A 17661-nucleotide genomic window follows, 5' to 3' on the forward strand; every position below is an offset into this window, starting at 1 on the left:
GGCTCACCCCTTTGTAATTCCTTTAAATTAAGTATGAAAAGTTAAGTATCAAATTTTGGTATTTAGCTTTTTTTATTTTAGGGAGATATAATGAGCTTAGCAAACGACTACTTTTTACTATATCATGGGATTACATTTGAACAAGATTTAGATGTTGAACCAATTGATACAAATATCACAGAAACTACATTTTCAATTTACGCATTAGTTTTAAGTGCCACTAGAAAAGATTATGAAAAATTCTTGCCGCTTACATCTTTTAAAACATTTTGTCAACAGCTTAATGTAAAAACACCAAGTAATATTGCTGAGTTAAATCACTTACAACATAATATTGTTGAGTGTATTGAGACAAATCAAGCAAAATCACATGTTGATACTTTACATGATTCTTTTGACTATTTAAAAGAAAATAAGATATTAAATATGGAAAACTATGATAAATTAATTTCATTATTTGATCATCAAGAACTTAACTTAGTTGATGAAATTGACATGCCTGCACAAGTTGTTGAAGATGATGAAAACAAGTCATCATTCAAAGAATTAAAATCTACATTAGAAGATGTTATCAATGAATTAAAAGAAGAATCTTCAAATGAAAAGATTATTGAAGACTTAGATGAAACAAGTAACTATTTAAATAATCAAAAATTCTCAATTGGTATTACGGGTGTTATGAATGCTGGTAAATCGACAATGCTAAATGCCCTAATGGGAAGAGAAATTTTAGGTTCAGCTGTTGTTCCTGAAACTGCAAACTTAACAATTGTAAAACATAATCCAACTGAAAATGCAAAAGTATTTTACTGGAACAAAGGTGAATGGGATAGAATTGTAAAATCAGCAGATGAACTAGAATCTATGAGAGATTATGTTAATGAAACTAATAAAATCTTTGGAAGTGAATTAAACTCATACATCAAACCTGAGTCAAGATATGATGAAGTTGATATTAATGATTTATCTTCATACACATCAGCAGAAGCTAGTGGAAAAAAATGTAACTTAGTTAAATATGTTGAATTAGGTTCAAACTTAGATTTCTTATCAGATGGAATTGAAATAGTTGATACTCCGGGATTAGATGACCCTGTTATTCAAAGAGAAGAAATTACAAAAGAGTATATCTCAGCTTGTGATATGATGCTTCACTTAATGAACGTATCTCAAAGTGCTACATTAAAAGATGTTGAGTTTATTATTGATGCACTTTTATATCAAAATATTTCAAAACTATTAGTTGTAATTACAAGAGCAGATACAGTTTCTAAAGAGCAATTAGATGAAGTAATTAAATATACTAAATCATCAATTGAAAAACAATTAAAAGCACAAAATAAAGATTCTCAACTTGATTATATTCTAAAAACTATCAAGTTTATTCCTATCTCTGGGAAAATGGCTTTATTACATAGAACAGGTAGAGAACAAGAAGCCTTAGATGCTGGATTTACTATTGAAGATACTGGTATTTTAGAAATTGAAAGCTATTTAAATGAAACTTTATTTGGTTCAAATTCACAAAAAGGTGAATTGATTATTCAATCTGGAAAATCTCAAGTAATTAAAACAATAGAAAAAGAAGCTCAATCTTTAAACTATGAGTTAAAACTATTATCTAAATCTAAAGAAGAATTAGAAGTTGAATTAGAAGAGTTTAATAAGAAAAAAGCTGTAAATGATAGAATTTTTCTTGCTATGAAAGAAGATATTATTTATTATAAAAGTGATGCTAAAAACTATATTGAATCACTTGAAACATTTGTTGAAAGTGAATTAATTGAACTTCAAAATGTAATAAAACAAAGAGTTGTTTCAGATGTAAGATACTCTTTTGAAAAAACTAAAAAAAGACCTGAAAATTCTAGAATTAAAGTAATTGTTGAAACGGCAATTAAAGATGGAATTATTGATGTAATTAGAGATTATAGATATAAATTTATTAAAAAATCTCAAACAATTGGAGAACAGTGTGAGCAAAAATATCATGACTTTGGATTCTCAATTGGTCACAAAAATGATAACTTTGATGCAAGAGGTTTCTTCCAAGATGATTTTAAAGCTGGATTCTTAACAGGTAATAATGAAGTTTTAATAAATCAAGTAACAACTGCTGTATCAAAATCAAAAGCAAATAAAATAAATGAACTAGATAGAGAAATCGAATCTTTTATTAAAGATCAATTCAAAAGTATTGAAGAAGATATTAAATCAAAAGCAAATAAAGTTTCAAATATTTTAATTGAATCATTCTTTGCTACATTAAATGCACCACTTCAAGCCTTTGAACAAAAAATGTTAAATGATGAAGAAATACTTCAAAAGCAAATTGGTTCATTTGAGCAAAACAATGAAAATAGAGCTTCAATGTCAATTGATATTCATAAAAAGATTAAAAAACTAGATACAGTTATTTCTAATGTAAAAGGATTAAACTAATGAATGCAAATATCAAAATATTAAGAGGTTTTGTAAAAGAGTTTAATGAAACATATTCAGAAAAAGAAGTAGTTTATGATGACTCACTTGTAGGTCAAATTAAAAAAACTCAAGACAAATTATTAGATGAAAAGTTTTTACCATCTAGACAATTAGAAAGAATTCTGAATAAACAAATTAGACGTGCTAGATATCCTATGGAAGTTGCTATTACAGGACAATTCTCAGCTGGAAAATCTACATTTTTAAATGCCCTACTTTCAAGAAATATTTTACCAACTGGTATTACACCTGTTACTTCTAAAGTAAACTTTATTAATTATGGAGAAGAGTATAAACTAAAAATCACTTACTACTCTGGGGCTCAAGAATATGCTCCTATTGAAGCTATTGCTGATTTTACAGACCAAAGACAAGATGAAATGAATGATATTAAATATCTTACTTTATATGCTCCTATGGATATATTAAAAGATATTTCATTTGTTGATACTCCAGGTCTAAATTCACAATCACAAAGTGATACAGATACTACAAGAAGTGTATTAAGAGATGTGGGTGGTATTATCTGGCTTACACTTATTGATAATGCAGGTAAATTATCAGAAGCAAAAGTTCTAGAAGAATATATGGAACACTTCAAAGATAAATCTTTATGTGTGTTAAATCAAAAAGATAAATTTACACAAGAACAAGTAGATACTACTACAAAATATGTATCTGAAAAATTTGGTAAATATTTTGCACAAGTTACACCTATTTCAGCAAAAATGGCACTTGATTCAAGAGCTCATCAAAAATCAGTACTTATTGAAAATTCGGTAGATGGAATATTAAAAGATTTCAAAAAAGATTTAAATGAAAATCTTGATTCTACGTCATTAGATTTCTTCAAAGAGAAATTTGATACTTTCCAAAAAGAGTTAGTAGATATTAAATATCAAGATATTGCATCAAATATGAAGCTTTTACATGATTCTAATATTCAAGATGTTTTAGACTTTATTGAAAGCACGATTAGACCAAAAGCGGAAGAATCAAAAGAGTATGCAATTAAAAATGATATGAAAGGTGTTTGTGATATTTTAATCAAAGAATACCAAACAATCATTGGGGTTTATGATGCTTTAACATCTGTTCTTAAATCTTGTGAAGATGATACAATACAAGCCTTTGAAGAAATCCATAAAAAATATTCAAAAGAGTTATTCACTATTTATAACTCATTAGAAACAATTATGGAAAAAATTGCAAATGAAACATTCAAAAATATCAAAAGAAAAACTAATATTAGATTTGAAGAGTCAAAAAGTGGTTTCTTAAAATCTGAAAAAATAGAAAAATTTGATTATGAAACATTCTGGATTGATTCAGATAATGTATATAAAAACCTTTTCTATGATGACCAAACTATTGATAAAATGTTCAAAAGATCAATCAAACTTCTAAAAAATATTGAACTTAATACTGATGAAGCATTTAGAAATGTATATAGAAATATAAAAACAGAAGTTGAAAAATGGCAAGAACCATATGAGCTTATTAAAAAACATAGAGAAATTGCTTCTGATTTAGAGTTCTCAAATACTAGACACTTTGCTGCTAAAGTATATGAAAATGTTTTAAGATCATACCATAGAGCTATTTTAGAAAATATCTCAGCGGTGAGAAAAAAGTTTGCTTATTTTAATGGGGCATTATCTTATTCTTATATTCAAACAACACAAGCTACTATTGGACATTTTGAACAACAAATATTAGAATCAGAAGAGTTATATAAAAAAGAACCATCAAGGTTTGCAATTCAGCATCCAAGAGAAGATGAGATTCTTACTAAATTAAAAGCAAATTTTGCTTTTGAAAAAATTGAAGATTTCTTAACATCAAAAAGAAACTACTTATTCAAAGTTGTTAAATATTCTAAACAACAATATTTAGAAATAAATGAAGATAGAATTAATTTTGTAAAATCTAAACAAGCTCAATATATTGAGAAAATTAAAGATTTAGAAAAGATAAAAGAAGAGATTTAATTCTCTTCTTTATTTTAGACATAAAGAGTAAACTAATCTCTCACCTCTTGGTATTACAGTAGTTTTTTCATATATAAAACCTAAGTTTTCCAAAGATTTTATTGAGGCTTTATTAATAGGCGCTACAACTGCTATTGCTCTATCTTTTTTCAAATCATTTTTTATTTGTTCAATCTGAGCAGAACCAATCTCTTTTGCATAACCTTTACCCCAAGATTTTTTTTCTAGGATAAAACCTATTTCATAATCATCTTCATCCAGATATCTGCAAGGTAAAACTCCACCAATTCCAATAATAGAATTAGTCTCTTTTTCTTCAAGAACTGATAGTCCAACCTTTGAATCAAAGTTTCCATTTTCTAATAAAAATTCGTAAGTCTCTTCTTGTGAAAACATAGTAGAACCAAAAGTATTTTCAACAACTTCATAATCAGAAAAAATCTTTTCATATAAAGTATGAAAATCATCCTTTGAAAGCTTACGTAAAATTAATCTGTTTGTATTTAAAATATTCATATTTACTCCAAGTATTGAAGCATTATAACAAAAATTTTAATATATAATACTAGCCATGAAACAATTACAACATTACCCACAACACTTACAAGATACAATAAAATCACAATTAGAAAATGGAAAACTTGGCGATTCAATTAAAAAGAAATATCCAAATGCTCATAATATAAAATCTGACAAAGCTTTATATAACTATGTTATGGATTTAAAAAATCAATACTTCAAAAAATTTCAACTATCAAAAATACAATTTGATGGAAAAATAAATGTTATTAATAATGCTTTAGGAATGCATACTTTTATTTCAAGAGTACAAGGAAATAAACTAAAAGCAAAAAATGAAATTAGAGTTGCAACTATATTTAAAAATGTTCCAGAAAAATTTCTAGAAATGATTGTAGTTCACGAGTTAGCTCATCTTAAAGAGAAAGAACATGATAAAGCTTTTTATGATTTATGTACTTATATGATGGATGATTATCATCAAGTTGAATTTGATTTGAGAGTTTATTTAGTATATATGGATAGACACGGGAAATTGTATTAAAAGAGAATCTCTTCTCTTTTAATTACTTATTTTTTTAACTCTACTACGTTTAAGAAATCTTTGAATGTAGTTTGACCTAAGTTATCAGCTTGGTATGAAGCAATTAAATCTCCAACAAAACCAACAACTTCAGTAGCTTGAACTTTTACACCTGATTTGTGTGCAATTCTACTACCTTCTACACCTTGTAATTGACCACCTAAAATAACATCATAACCTTCTACTCTGTTACCTTCAGCATCTCTTACTTTTGTTCCAACAAAACCAATATCAGAAATTTGTGGATGAGAACATCCATTACCACAGCCAGAAATTGCAATAGTTACGTTTTCAGTAAAATCAGGGTTTTTCTCTTCTAATTCAAGAACAACTCTTTTTGCATACTCTTTTGTCTCAGTAATTCCGAATTTACAGAATTCTCTCCCTGTACATGACTGTAATCTTGCTCTAAATGGAGTTGGAGCATAAGGGTAACCTAATGCATCAATTTCATCTGCTAAGGCTTGTGCATCTTCATTTTTTACACCATAAACAATAAAGTTTTGAGTTGCAGTTAATGATAAACCAGCAACATTATATTTATTACAGATATCACTCATTGCTTTAAAGTCTTCACCAGCAACTCTTCCTGAGTTTGTAGCAAATCCAATAAATGATTCACCCTCTTGTTTTGCAGGATGGATTCCAAAGTGGTTTCTGTTTTCAAAGGCTGTAATTTTTGGTTCAACTAAACCTTCTTGTAATTCGTAACCTAATCTTGTTTCAATTTCAGCAACAAATTTTTCTAATCCCCACTCATTAACTAAGTGTCTTACTCTTGCTTTATTTCTATTAGCTCTGTTTCCATGATCTCTGAAGATTTCAGCACATACAACTGCTACTTCTGTTACTTGACCTGGTTTTACATATCTATTAGCTCTATATGCAATTTGTTTTGATTTTGATAATCCACCTGCTAAAGTAAGGTCAAATAATACTTCATCATTTTCACCATTAAATGCTGTAAATGCAACATCTTGAATCTCATGAGCTGCACTGTGTCTACCACATCCAGAAATACCAATCTTGTATTTTCTTGGGAAGTTACAGAATCTATCATCATTTTGATCAAAATAAGTATCAACTTCTTTTACTAAATAAGAAGCATCAATAATTTCTTCTGGATCAACTCCACCAATTGCTGATGTCATAATAGGTCTTGGTCCATCACCTGATGCCATTCTTGAAGTTAATCCAACAGAATCTAATAAATCTAAAATTGCTGGCATATCTTTGATTTGAATGAAGTGAAATTGAACATTTTGTCTATCAGTAAAATCTACAAGACCTTGTGCATAATCTTGTCCAATTTTAGCCATTACTTCTAATTGCTCTAAATTCATTTTAGTATCAACTAATTTGATTCTTTTCATGAAGTATTTTTTATCTTCAGTCTCTTCACCATTAATATGTGGATACATTCCATACCATTTTAATAATCCAATATAATCTGCACTTAAAGGAATACCCTCTTGTGCTTCTTTATATATATCTTCAATAACCTTTAACGGGTTTCTAGAAGCTTTTAATTGCTCTACTGCTGATAGTTCTTCTGCCATGTGTTACTCCTATTTGGTTGTATATTTATAATATCTTTTTTCAGTTACATTTGTATAAATACTAGTTATTTATAATAAATTTTTTCCAATTATATCAAGTTTATTTTAAAAAGTCTTTAAAATAAACCATAGTAATTTTATCAACTTAAGTTAAATACCTATTTTTAGGCTATTAATTACTCAAGTAAACTATAGTTGATTAATATACTATATTATTTAAGATTTTGCAAATTTTTAATATAAATTAATAGTTTATTAATTTATTCACTTCCTTGAACCATAAAATGGGACTTAGTTTATATGATTAACTTTTAAGACATATTTCTGTACATTTTCAATTGACTTTTTTAGGAGTAATTATTGGCTGTAGAGTTTAAAAATGAGTATGTTAGAGGGACTGTTATTGATGACCCTATTGTTAATGAAATTTATAATATTGTTTATTTTATAAAAACAACAGACTTTAATAGTGCAAAACAATTAATGAATCAACACAATATATCATTTGAAAATATAGTATCAAAAACTCAAACATTAAAAAATCAAGACTTAATAAGTTTTGCAGATTTTGTAATAAACCAAAGAAACTAAAAATATATGAATACAGATATACACACAATTATTATAAAAATAATTCATCTTATTAGAGTTGAAAAAGATTATAGTAATGCTGCTAAATTACTAATTGAGAATAACTTATCTTTTGAGTATTTAAGAACTAAAACTTACAAACTAACACAAAGAGAAATCGCCATACTTGCGGATAATATTCTATTAAATATATAATTTAATATTATTTTCTTATTATAAAAAATCTTTTATTATATTTTTATACAAAATAAACAAAGCAAAATAGATTTTTCACTATAATTGCTCAAATAATTTTTATAAGAGTAACAATGGAACTGACACAATCACAAATAAATGAATTTAATGAAAATGGATTTTTGATTATCAAAGATTTTGCGAAAGAAGAACTTTGCAATAATATTTTGGAAAAAGCAAAATCACACTTAGAGAGAAAACAAGCTCCAATTGAGAGTGAACAAGAGTATATGCAAGTAAGTGATGAGAATATAACTGTTCGAAGATTAAGACAAGTATATGATAGAGAAGAAGTATTTAAAGAGTGGATGACCTCAGATGATATTAGACCTATTTTAAAACAAGTGTTAAATGATACACCAGTACTTACCCTAGCACACCATAACTCAATAATGACTAAATTAGCCCATGAAAGTACTAGAACATTTTGGCATCAAGATAGAAGATATTGGAATTTTGAAAATGACAATTTAGTATCAGTATGGTTAAGTCTTGGAGATGAGTATTTAGAAAATGGTTTATTAGAGTTTATTCCAAAATCTCATAAATTAGATTTCTCTAAAGATAGATTTGATGATGATTCAAACTTCTTGGATTCAAATAAAGAAAATCAAGAACTTATAAAATCAAGAACATCTTCTAATCTTAAAAAAGGTGATGTAGTATTATTCCATTGTAAAACCCTACATCATGCAAGTAAAAATGCTAGTAATGAAGCAAAAATATCTTTTGTTTATACAGTAAGAGCAAAATCAAATGCACCTATAAAAAATACTAGAAGTGACTATAAGGAAGTGATTCTTGACTAATGATTTAATAAAACTAATAAAAGAGAAAACTACACTATCAAGTAAATCAATAGAAAATATTATTACTTTACTTGATGAGGGTTGTACAATTCCTTTTATTGCGAGATATAGAAAAGACTCTACTGGAAATGCTACGGATGAAGACTTAAGAGCTTTTGAGGAAGTATTCACTTATTCACAAAAACTTCTAAAAAGAAAAGAAGAGATAATTAATCTTTTAGATGAAAAAAACTTCTTAAATGATAAAGTAAAAAATAGTATAAATGAAGCTAAAACTCTACAAGCTTTAGAAGATATATACGCTCCATTTAAAGATAAAAAATCTTCTAGAACTTCAAGTGCCATTGAAAATGGTCTTGAACCACTAGCTAATATAATCCAATGTCTAAAATACACAAATCAAGAAGTAGAACAAAAAGCAAAACAATTTGTAAATAAAAATATCAAATCAAATGAAGAAGCAATAACTGGAGCAAAAGATATCATAGCTCAAAGATATGCTGATGATTTTAAATCAAAAGAGATTCTAAGATCTATGATTTCAAACTGGGGTGAGATTCAGATAAAAGAAGGAAAAGAGTTTCATAAATCTGGGGTTTATTCAAGTTTTGCAAACCAAACTGAAAAAATAAAATATATTAAATCTCATAGAACTTTAGCAATTTTAAGAGCTGTAAATGAAAAACAATTATCTATTAAAGTAGATATTGATGAAAAGCATATTTTAGAAAATATAAAAAAATACAAAATCCCATCATGGGCAAGTTCATCTAAAGATATAGTTTTTGATGCATATAAAGATGGGCTAAAAAGACTGCTTCTTCCAAGTCTAAAAAGAGAAGCTATAAACACTCTAAAAGAAAAAGCTAGTTCTGAAGCAATTGAGCTTTTTGGAAAGAACCTAAAAGAGTTACTTCAAACAGCACCACTAGTAAATCAAGTGATTTTAGGAATGGATCCAGGATTTGTATCTGGTTGTAAACTGGCAGTTATAGATGAAAATGGAATTTATTTAGATTCAGATGTAATCTATCCAACTAAACCAAAACAAAATACAGAAGCTTCAAATAAAACAGTATTAGCTCTCATCAAAAAATATGGTGTAACTTCTATTGCAATTGGTAATGGAACTGCTTCAAGAGAAACAGCAGAGTTTGCCTCAAATCTTATCAAAGATAATAACCTAGATATAAACTATGCAATTGTAAGTGAAATAGGTGCAAGTGTATATTCAGCTTCTAAAATAGCAGCGCACGAGTATCCAAATCTAGATGTAACAATAAGAGGAGCTATCTCAATAGCAGGACGACTTCGTGATCCAATGGCAACACTAGTGAAGATTGACCCAAAATCTTTAGGAATTGGTCAATATCAACATGATGTAAACCAAAAAGAGTTAGGCTTAAAACTAGAGAATACTACAGTGGATTTAGTAAATAAAGTAGGAGTTGATTTAAACTCTGCTTCATATAAACTACTATCTTTTATCTCTGGTATTTCAGAAAAACTAGCAAAAAATATAATTGAGCATAGAGATGGTATCAAAAAGTTCAATAGTAAAAATGAATTACTAAAAGTAAAAGGTTTAGGTGCAAAAGCATATGAACAAGCTGTAGGATTTCTTCGAATCAAAGATGGAAAATCAATCCTAGATAATACAGCAATTCACCCAGAAGATTATACAGTAACAAAAAACCTACAAAAAAAATACAATATAGAAGATATAAGAGATAATCAAATAGAGCAAATAGCAAATGAGCTAAATACAACTCCACTAAAACTAAGTGATATTATCCAAGAGTTAAAAAAACCAGGATATGACGTAAGAAGTGAATTTAATCAAGTGAAATTTGCCCAAGATGTAACAAAAATAGAAGACTTAAAAGAGGGATTCATCCTAAGTGGAATTGTACGAAATATCACAGACTTCGGAGCTTTTGTAGATATAGGACTAAAAAATGACGCCCTACTTCATATCTCACAAATAAGCCAGAAAAGAATCAATCACCCAAGTGAAGTTTTGAGTATCAATCAGAATTTAGAGAAGATAAAAGTTGTAAGTGTTGATTTGGAGAAACAAAGAGTCGGGTTAAGTTTAAAATAAAGGTAGATAGTGGAAAAAGAATTATTAGAGACTACAAAAAGTTTATCACCTATTATAATCGCTTTGATTACAATGGGTTCAGGAATAATATCTGCATTAATTACAATATACCTTACACCAAAGATAAAATTTAAATATGAAGATAAAAAAAGAAAAATTGAATATCAAATTGAATTAATCCAAAATATTAGGAATATGCTAGATACAGCTAATGATTTTCAAGAAATAAGAAGTTCATCGTATTGGGGATTTATAAAAGAGAATTTATCAGAAAGAGAAAAAGAAACTGTTTTAAATAAAGGAATTGTAGTTACAGTAGGTCTTCAATTTGTTAAAGACTCAGATTATCTAACAAGAAAAAGTACAATTTCATCAATGATTAGTAGAATTGAAAAAGAATGGGGATTAATAAAATAAATGTGAGCATTTTCAAAATAGTGTTAAGAAAAACTAAATTAAATCTGTAAAAAAATTTGAACTGTCTGAGCGGAGCGAGTTTTCAAATTTTAAGATTTCATTTAATTTTTTAGCTATTTTGGAATCTGCTCACGATTTTCTTTTGCTTCTTTTCTTTACTAAAAAGAAAAGAAAGAACTATCACAACTAACAAATATTAAATTCACAAAATAAAACTAAACATCGTTGACCACTATCAATGATATAAAATCCAATATTGATTACAATTATCATATTAATTCAAAACATCCCCAAGGATTTCAATAATGGAATACACACTAATTCTAATCGCTCACCTACTAGGTGCAATCATTTTCATAGGTTTTATTTTCGCAGACGTAATAGTCTTCCCAGCAGTTAAAAACAAATTTGGACAAGAGTTCCATGACAATATGATAGAAGCAATTGTAGGACGAGGTCTTAAAATCTATCCACCAATAGTTTTAATACTAATGGGTACAGGTGGATATATGTTCTCAAAATACATAAACAGCACTCTAGGATACTTTTCTACATCAATGCAGATCTTACTATGGGTTAAAGTGTTTTTCGTACTTCTAATCGTTCTAGGAGTGATTTATACTATGTATTGCAAACTTACTAAGACTGAACCAGTTGGATTTATGCATTACTTCCATACTTATGCTTTAATCTTAAGTATTCTAATTGTAATCATCGCAAAATTTATGTTTGTAGTTTAAATAAAATATTTTTAAAAGGATTTAAAAAATGTCATATACTTTAGTTTTAATTATTCACTTATTATGTGCAATCATCTTTATTGGGTTTGTATTTGCAGATGTTATTGTATTGCCTGCTATGAAAAAAGTTCTAAATGAAAAAGAACATCAAAATGTTGTAAATGCAATATCTGGAAGAGCTAGAAAAATATTCCCCTTAGCAGTTTTAACACTGATTCTAACTGGTGGATTTATGTTTTCAAAATATATAAATTCTGATGCTGGAATGTTTAATTCTTCACTTCAAATTCTTCTATTAATCAAATTTGTACTTGCAATGATTATTGCAGGTGGAATTGTATATTCTTTATCTTGTAAGTTTTTGAAAAAAGCTCCAAATCCTATAATGAAACATTTTCATAAGTTTGTATTAGTTGTGGGTGTTTGTATAGTTGTATTAGCTAAATTAATGTTCGTATAAAAGATTAAAACTAGAGAAATTTCTCTAGTTTTTAAAAGCGATTGCATCTACTTCAACTAAAACATTTTTAGGTAAAGTTTTTACTGCAACTGTTGCTCTTGCTGGTGCATCTTCTGCTCCAAAATATTCTGCATAAATTTCATTGAAAGCTACAAAGTTATCCATATCAGATAAGTAACAAGTAGTTTTTAAAACATTATCAAAAGATGAGTTTGCTTCTTCTAATACTGCTTTTAAATTTTCCATTACTTTTCTAGTTTGTTCTTGAACTCCACCTTCAATGATTTCCATTGTTTGTGCATCTAAAGGAATTTGTCCAGATAAAAATACTAATTTTTCAAAAGATGTAGCTTGATTATAAGGTCCAATTGCACTTGGAGCTTTTGTAGTTGATATAATTTGTTTCATTTTTTGCCCTTTTATTTTAAAAAGGCATTATACAATTTTTTTATAAAAGATGGTTTTATACTATTTTTCTATAGGAAAAAATAGTTCAAAATCCCTTTTGATATGACATAAGGTTTCATGATTTGCAAGGGTAAAACCTTGGTATTCTAAGGCCGCTAGTACAACTGCTTTTGAGTATGCTAATACAGTTTCATCTTCTAAATATTTAGAAATTTTCACCCATTTTGCATCTATAATTTCATTTGTATCTTGGATATTTATTTCAAGCGTTTTTGGTTTTGCAATACATAATACATATAAATTTGATTTATGAAATTGGTGTGGATAGAAATGACCTAAAGATATAATAGATTGGAATTCTACTTTAATACCAGTCTCTTCAAGAACTTCTCTCTCTAATGCAGATGATATCATCTCGCCATTATCAATATGTCCACCAGGAAGTTTATATCCAATAGTTGATATTTTCTCTTTGATTACTAATAACTCTTCATTTTCATTGATTACAACAGCACCAACACCTAAAGTATGGTTGGCACTTGTTGGAATAATTGCATTAGGAATTAATCTTTTCACTACAAGTACATAAGCCTCATCACATGAATGAAAAATAAAACCTCTTGAAGTAGATATTGGAATAAAGTCAGATTTTGAAATATCAATATAAATCCAAATAAGATTTCTTCTATCTTGTGTTTCTTCTATTAAAAAATCAAGATTTATCTCAAACTCTTCTTTAGAATTAGGAAGGTCTTTTGACTCAATTGTTATTCCATTATAAGGGTCTAAAACAGTATTAAAACAACCAATTTTTTCTACGCTTGTATTATTCATATCTAGCCCTTTTTATTTATGATAACTAAAGTACAATTAAATCTATTAATGAGTAAGCAATTAATAACATAATAAAACCAATAGAAATATCTAGGATTTTCCAAGTTATTGGTTTTTTAAATAAAGGTATTAAAGCCCTAGCTCCAAAACCTAAAAGAGTAAACCATACAGTAGAAGCACTAATAGCTCCTAATAAAAAGTATAGTTTTAAATCATCCGAAATATTAGCCCCAATTCCACCAATAAGTAATACTGTATCAAGATAAGTATGTGGGTTTAAAAAAGTAAATACCAATAACATAGTAATTACTTTTTTTAATGGATTAGTTTTTATTTGGTCATCTATTTGCATACTTTCATTTTTGAAAGCAGCTTTAAAAGATAGGAGAGAATAGAAGACTAAAAAAACTATTCCAATTACGGCAATAGAATTAATTAAAAGTTGATTTCCTTTTATAAAAAAACCAAGTCCTAATACTCCAGCTGAGATTAATAGAAAATCAAAAATAATACATAAACTAACAGCTAATAAAACATATTGTCTCATTAGTCCTAGTTTTAATACATACGCATTTTGAGCTCCAATTGCAACGATTAAAGAAAACGTTACTATGAAACCTTTCAGATATATATCAAGCACCTAAATAAGCCTTTGATAGATTTACTAAACCACTTACAACAAATTGTACAGCAATAGCTCCAACAATAAGTCCCATTAGTTTAGTAATGATATTTTGACCTGTAACTCCCATATATTTTTTGATATAAAAAGAGTATTTAAATGCAAGATAAATAATCAGTGCATTTACTAAGAAAGCCACAACTAAAGCACTAATATCTGTAACAGTATGTGCTTCTTGTTTGAAGATAATAATAGTAGTAAATAACCCCGGTCCAAAAGTAATTGGAATACCAATTGGAATTACTGATAAATCTTCTTGTTCTTTGGCTTCTTTTTCTTCTTCTTTTGTTTGTTTTTTTGTTTTACTATTTACCATTTGTAAGGCAGTTAAAAATAGTACTACCCCACCCATTACTTTAATTGAGTGTTGATCAATACCGAATAATTTCAGTACAAAATCCCCAGTAATTAATACAACAATAAAAGCAATAATAATAGTAAGTGTTGCTTTATACGCAACCTTATTCATTTCTTGTTTTGTGATATTTGCACTAACAAGTGAAAGTACTAATGCACTTACTCCTATTGGATCCATAATGGCAAAAAATGTAATAGAGTTTTGTAAGAATAAATCGAAAAAATTAGACATTGCTAACTCATTCCACCTTTAGCTTCCATTTTTTTCTCTAATCTGTGTCCTACATAACTAAGTACGGACGTAATAGATAAATAAATCAATGCAATAACAATCCACGTTTCAAAAGGTGAGAAGGTATTAGCAACAATCTCTTTACCTACTTTTGTAAGGTCTGTAATTGAAATAACAGATACTAAAGATGAATCTTTAATAAGTGCAATCATTTCACCTACAAGTGTTGGTAATGCTCTTTTAAATGCTTGAGGTAAAATAATATATCTCATAGCTTGGAATTTAGAAATACCTAAAGAGTTAGCAGCTTCTAACTGACCTTTATCAATAGATTGAATAGCACCTCTTAAAACTTCCGCCATATAAGCACCAAAGAAAATACCAAGTGATAATACACCAGCTACAAATCTTTCAAATTCAAATATATTTGCAACAATAAAATAGAATAAGAAAATTTGTACAAGCAGAGGTGTTCCTCTAACAATTGTAATATATACAGTTGCAATATCTCTTAAGAATACCATTGATGATAACTTCATAAGTGCTACAACAATACCTACAATAAATGTAAGAATAGCTGCAAAAAATGAAATCTTTAATGTAATCCAAAGACCATTTAAAACAGGTCCCGCTCTCATCTCTGATTTCGAAGCTATATAATCGCCTTCGTATACTTCTTCACCTACTTCGTAATCAAATGAAAAACTACTATCTACATCTTCAAGTTCAACTTTTTCATCACCATTGATATAGTATTTACCATCTTCAAATACTAGTTTTCCATCTTTAGGAGCTTCAACTGATATTACTTCTTCATAAGCAAAGTATTTAGGAACTGAATTCCACTTCCAAACATAATTCATATTGGCAGCAGCCATATAGAAAAAATAACCTACTGCAAGGAAAAAACCTAGAGCAAGTAAATGCCCTAAGTTTTTATTTTGTGTCCATGATTCTCTTCTAGCCATAAACTACTGAACTCTTTTTAACCAAGATGTGTCTCTTAACCATTTTTTATTTAATTTTTCATGGAAGTCAACAACTTTATCTTCTTTAACTTGTCTTAAGAAGTTATTTAACCAGTTAAGGAAATCAGGGTCACCTTTTCTAATAGCCCAACCTAATGGCTCATAAGTTAATGGAGCATCTAAGTGGATTAATTTACCTTTACCTTTATCAGACATAAATAAAATATTATATGGTTGGTCATATACAAATGCATCTGCTCTACCGTTTAATACTTCTGCTGCTGCATCGGCTTCAGTTTCGAAAGTAATGATTTTTGCTTTAGTAAAGAATTTTCTTGTAGCAACTTCACCAGTAACACCTAGTTTAGTAACAACAGTAAATTCAGGTTTATCTAAATCTTTAGCTGTCTTGATTTTAGAATCTAAATCTTTTTTCATAAGAATAGTTTGACCAACTACAACATAAGGATTTGCAAAATTAATTTTTAAATTTCTTTGTTGCGTAATAGTCATACCAGACATAATAATATCACATTTGTTAGTAACTAATGCTGCAATAATACCATCCCAAGATGTTGGAAGTAATTTTAATTTTACACCCATCTCTTTTGCCATTCTCTTAGCCATATCTACATCATAACCAATAATTCTACCCTTCTTGTCTTTCATCTCGAAAGGCATGTACCCAGGTTCCATACATACTTGTAATTCCCCTCTTTGTAAAATCTGGTTTAACGTAGATTTTTTCCATAGATTAATGTCGTCAGCAAATGAATTAACAGATGCTAAAGTACTTACAGCAAAAACTGCAACAAAAATTTTCTTAACTAAATTTCTCATATTCTCTCTCCTTGTTTAGAATTGAACTACTGTACTTTTTTAAGCCACTTAGTCTCTACAAACCACTTGTTGTAAAGTCTTTCATGTAAATTTACTACTTTATCTTCTTTGATTTGTCTTAAGAAGTTATTTAACCAATTTTCAAAATCAGGGTCACCTTTTTTGAAAGCAAATGCTAAAGGCTCAAAAGTTAAAGGTTTATCCATATGTACTAATGAACCTTTTCCTTTTCCATCCATAAATACAGTATTGTATGGTTGGTCATTTACAAATGCAGTTGCTCTTCCGTTTAATACTTCAGATACAGCTTCACTTTCTGTTTCAAATGTGATTACTTCTGCTTTTTTGAAAAACTTTCTAGCTGCAATTTCACCAGTTTGACCTAAAACTGCTGTAATTGTATATTTTTCATTATCTAAATCTTTAGATTTTTTGATGTCATTTTCATATTTCTTATTTAATAAAATTGTTTGACCAACAACGATGTATGGGTCAGAGAAGTTAATTTTTAGGTTTCTTTGTTGAGTAATAGTCATACCAGAAATAATGATGTCGTATTTGTTAGTTAATAAACCAGCAATAATACCATCAAATGCAGTTTCTTCGATTTTTAATTTTACTCCCATTGCTTTTGCCATAGCTTTTGCAATGTCTACATCATAACCTATGATTCTTCCCTTTTTATCTTTCATTTCAAAAGGCATATATCCAGGTTCTAGAGCTACTCTTAATTCACCCTTGTTTAAAATTTTGTTTAGTGTTGAGTTTTTCCATAGATTAATATCATCTGCGAATAAACTTGTGTTAATTAGTAGTAAAAATGCAATTAAAATATTTTTAATCATTCTG

The 17661-nt window shown here is 28.2% G+C and carries 19 protein-coding genes; 10 read left to right on the plus strand and 9 right to left on the minus strand.

Going from position 1 to position 17661, the window contains the following annotated elements; translation table 11 throughout:
- Window positions 1-90: 90 nt before the first annotated feature.
- Both ALEK_RS14900 and ALEK_RS14905 read left to right on the plus strand, forming a co-directional pair.
- Entirely contained in the window at window positions 91-2442 is a 2352-nt protein-coding gene (locus ALEK_RS14900) for a dynamin family protein (protein WP_071627627.1), read from the plus strand.
- Entirely contained in the window at window positions 2442-4475 is a 2034-nt protein-coding gene (locus ALEK_RS14905; protein ID WP_071627626.1) for a dynamin family protein, read from the plus strand. The genes ALEK_RS14900 and ALEK_RS14905 overlap by 1 nt, the downstream gene beginning before the upstream one ends.
- Before the next feature lie 9 nt (window positions 4476-4484).
- Here ALEK_RS14905 and ALEK_RS14910 read toward each other — a convergent pair whose 3' ends face one another.
- The gene (locus ALEK_RS14910; RefSeq protein WP_071627625.1) at window positions 4485-4991 is read right to left on the minus strand and encodes a GNAT family N-acetyltransferase; all 507 of its coding nucleotides are present in this window, start codon (window positions 4989-4991) and stop codon (window positions 4485-4487) included.
- A gap of 55 nt (window positions 4992-5046) precedes the next feature.
- Here ALEK_RS14910 and ALEK_RS14915 point away from each other — a divergent pair, with 55 nt between their 5' ends.
- Entirely contained in the window at window positions 5047-5538 is a 492-nt protein-coding gene (locus ALEK_RS14915; RefSeq protein ID WP_071627624.1) for a YgjP-like metallopeptidase domain-containing protein, read from the plus strand.
- 26 nt (window positions 5539-5564) lie between these two features.
- On the opposite strand, the gene ALEK_RS14920 is transcribed toward ALEK_RS14915, so the two are convergent.
- On the minus strand, window positions 5565-7136 hold the full coding sequence (locus tag ALEK_RS14920) for a nitrite/sulfite reductase (protein WP_071627623.1): 1572 nt from the start codon (window positions 7134-7136) through the stop codon (window positions 5565-5567).
- A gap of 360 nt (window positions 7137-7496) precedes the next feature.
- On the opposite strand from ALEK_RS14920, the gene ALEK_RS14925 reads away from it, so the two are divergent.
- The 7 genes from ALEK_RS14925 to ALEK_RS14955 all read left to right on the plus strand — a co-directional run bounded on the left by ALEK_RS14925 (window position 7497) and on the right by ALEK_RS14955 (window position 12491).
- Window positions 7497-7727: a hypothetical protein gene (locus ALEK_RS14925; protein ID WP_071627622.1), complete on the plus strand. Its 231-nt coding sequence runs from the start codon at window positions 7497-7499 to the stop codon at window positions 7725-7727.
- Between the two features lie 6 nt (window positions 7728-7733).
- Window positions 7734-7922, plus strand: a complete 189-nt coding sequence (locus ALEK_RS14930) for a hypothetical protein (RefSeq protein ID WP_071627621.1) — start codon at window positions 7734-7736, stop codon at window positions 7920-7922.
- Between the two features lie 113 nt (window positions 7923-8035).
- Window positions 8036-8770 (plus strand): phytanoyl-CoA dioxygenase family protein, encoded by a 735-nt coding sequence (locus ALEK_RS14935; protein ID WP_071627620.1) that lies wholly within the window; start codon window positions 8036-8038, stop codon window positions 8768-8770.
- On the plus strand, window positions 8763-10874 hold the full coding sequence (locus ALEK_RS14940; protein ID WP_071627619.1) for a Tex-like N-terminal domain-containing protein: 2112 nt from the start codon (window positions 8763-8765) through the stop codon (window positions 10872-10874). The genes ALEK_RS14935 and ALEK_RS14940 overlap by 8 nt, the downstream gene beginning before the upstream one ends.
- Before the next feature lie 9 nt (window positions 10875-10883).
- A complete protein-coding gene (locus ALEK_RS14945) occupies window positions 10884-11291 on the plus strand; it encodes a hypothetical protein (RefSeq protein WP_071627618.1) in 408 nt (135 codons plus the stop codon).
- 305 nt (window positions 11292-11596) lie between these two features.
- The gene (locus ALEK_RS14950; protein ID WP_071627617.1) at window positions 11597-12031 is read left to right on the plus strand and encodes a hypothetical protein; all 435 of its coding nucleotides are present in this window, start codon (window positions 11597-11599) and stop codon (window positions 12029-12031) included.
- A 28-nt stretch (window positions 12032-12059) separates the two neighbouring features.
- The gene (locus tag ALEK_RS14955) at window positions 12060-12491 is read left to right on the plus strand and encodes a hypothetical protein (RefSeq protein ID WP_071627616.1); all 432 of its coding nucleotides are present in this window, start codon (window positions 12060-12062) and stop codon (window positions 12489-12491) included.
- A gap of 24 nt (window positions 12492-12515) precedes the next feature.
- On the opposite strand, the gene ALEK_RS14960 is transcribed toward ALEK_RS14955, so the two are convergent.
- The 7 genes from ALEK_RS14960 to ALEK_RS14990 are packed head-to-tail and all read right to left on the minus strand — an operon-like array spanning window position 12516 to window position 17657.
- Entirely contained in the window at window positions 12516-12899 is a 384-nt protein-coding gene (locus tag ALEK_RS14960) for a RidA family protein (protein ID WP_071627615.1), read from the minus strand.
- Window positions 12900-12959: 60 nt separating this feature from the next.
- Entirely contained in the window at window positions 12960-13733 is a 774-nt protein-coding gene (locus tag ALEK_RS14965) for an NUDIX hydrolase (RefSeq protein WP_071627614.1), read from the minus strand.
- Between the two features lie 25 nt (window positions 13734-13758).
- A complete protein-coding gene (locus tag ALEK_RS14970; RefSeq protein WP_071627613.1) occupies window positions 13759-14373 on the minus strand; it encodes a LysE/ArgO family amino acid transporter in 615 nt (204 codons plus the stop codon).
- Complete coding sequence (locus tag ALEK_RS14975) at window positions 14366-15004, minus strand: MarC family protein (RefSeq protein ID WP_071627612.1); 639 nt, start codon at window positions 15002-15004, stop codon at window positions 14366-14368. Before ALEK_RS14975 ends, ALEK_RS14970 begins: the two co-directional genes overlap by 8 nt.
- Before the next feature lie 2 nt (window positions 15005-15006).
- Window positions 15007-15972, minus strand: a complete 966-nt coding sequence (locus ALEK_RS14980) for an amino acid ABC transporter permease (RefSeq protein WP_071627611.1) — start codon at window positions 15970-15972, stop codon at window positions 15007-15009.
- Window positions 15973-15975: 3 nt separating this feature from the next.
- Entirely contained in the window at window positions 15976-16812 is an 837-nt protein-coding gene (locus ALEK_RS14985; protein ID WP_071627610.1) for a transporter substrate-binding domain-containing protein, read from the minus strand.
- A gap of 26 nt (window positions 16813-16838) precedes the next feature.
- Window positions 16839-17657, minus strand: coding sequence for a transporter substrate-binding domain-containing protein (locus tag ALEK_RS14990; protein WP_228146304.1), 819 nt, complete (start codon window positions 17655-17657; stop codon window positions 16839-16841).
- Between the last annotated feature and the right edge of the window lie 4 nt (window positions 17658-17661).

It is taken from the genome of Poseidonibacter lekithochrous, from assembly GCF_013283835.1.
Taxonomy (GTDB): Bacteria; Campylobacterota; Campylobacteria; order Campylobacterales; family Arcobacteraceae; genus Poseidonibacter; species Poseidonibacter lekithochrous.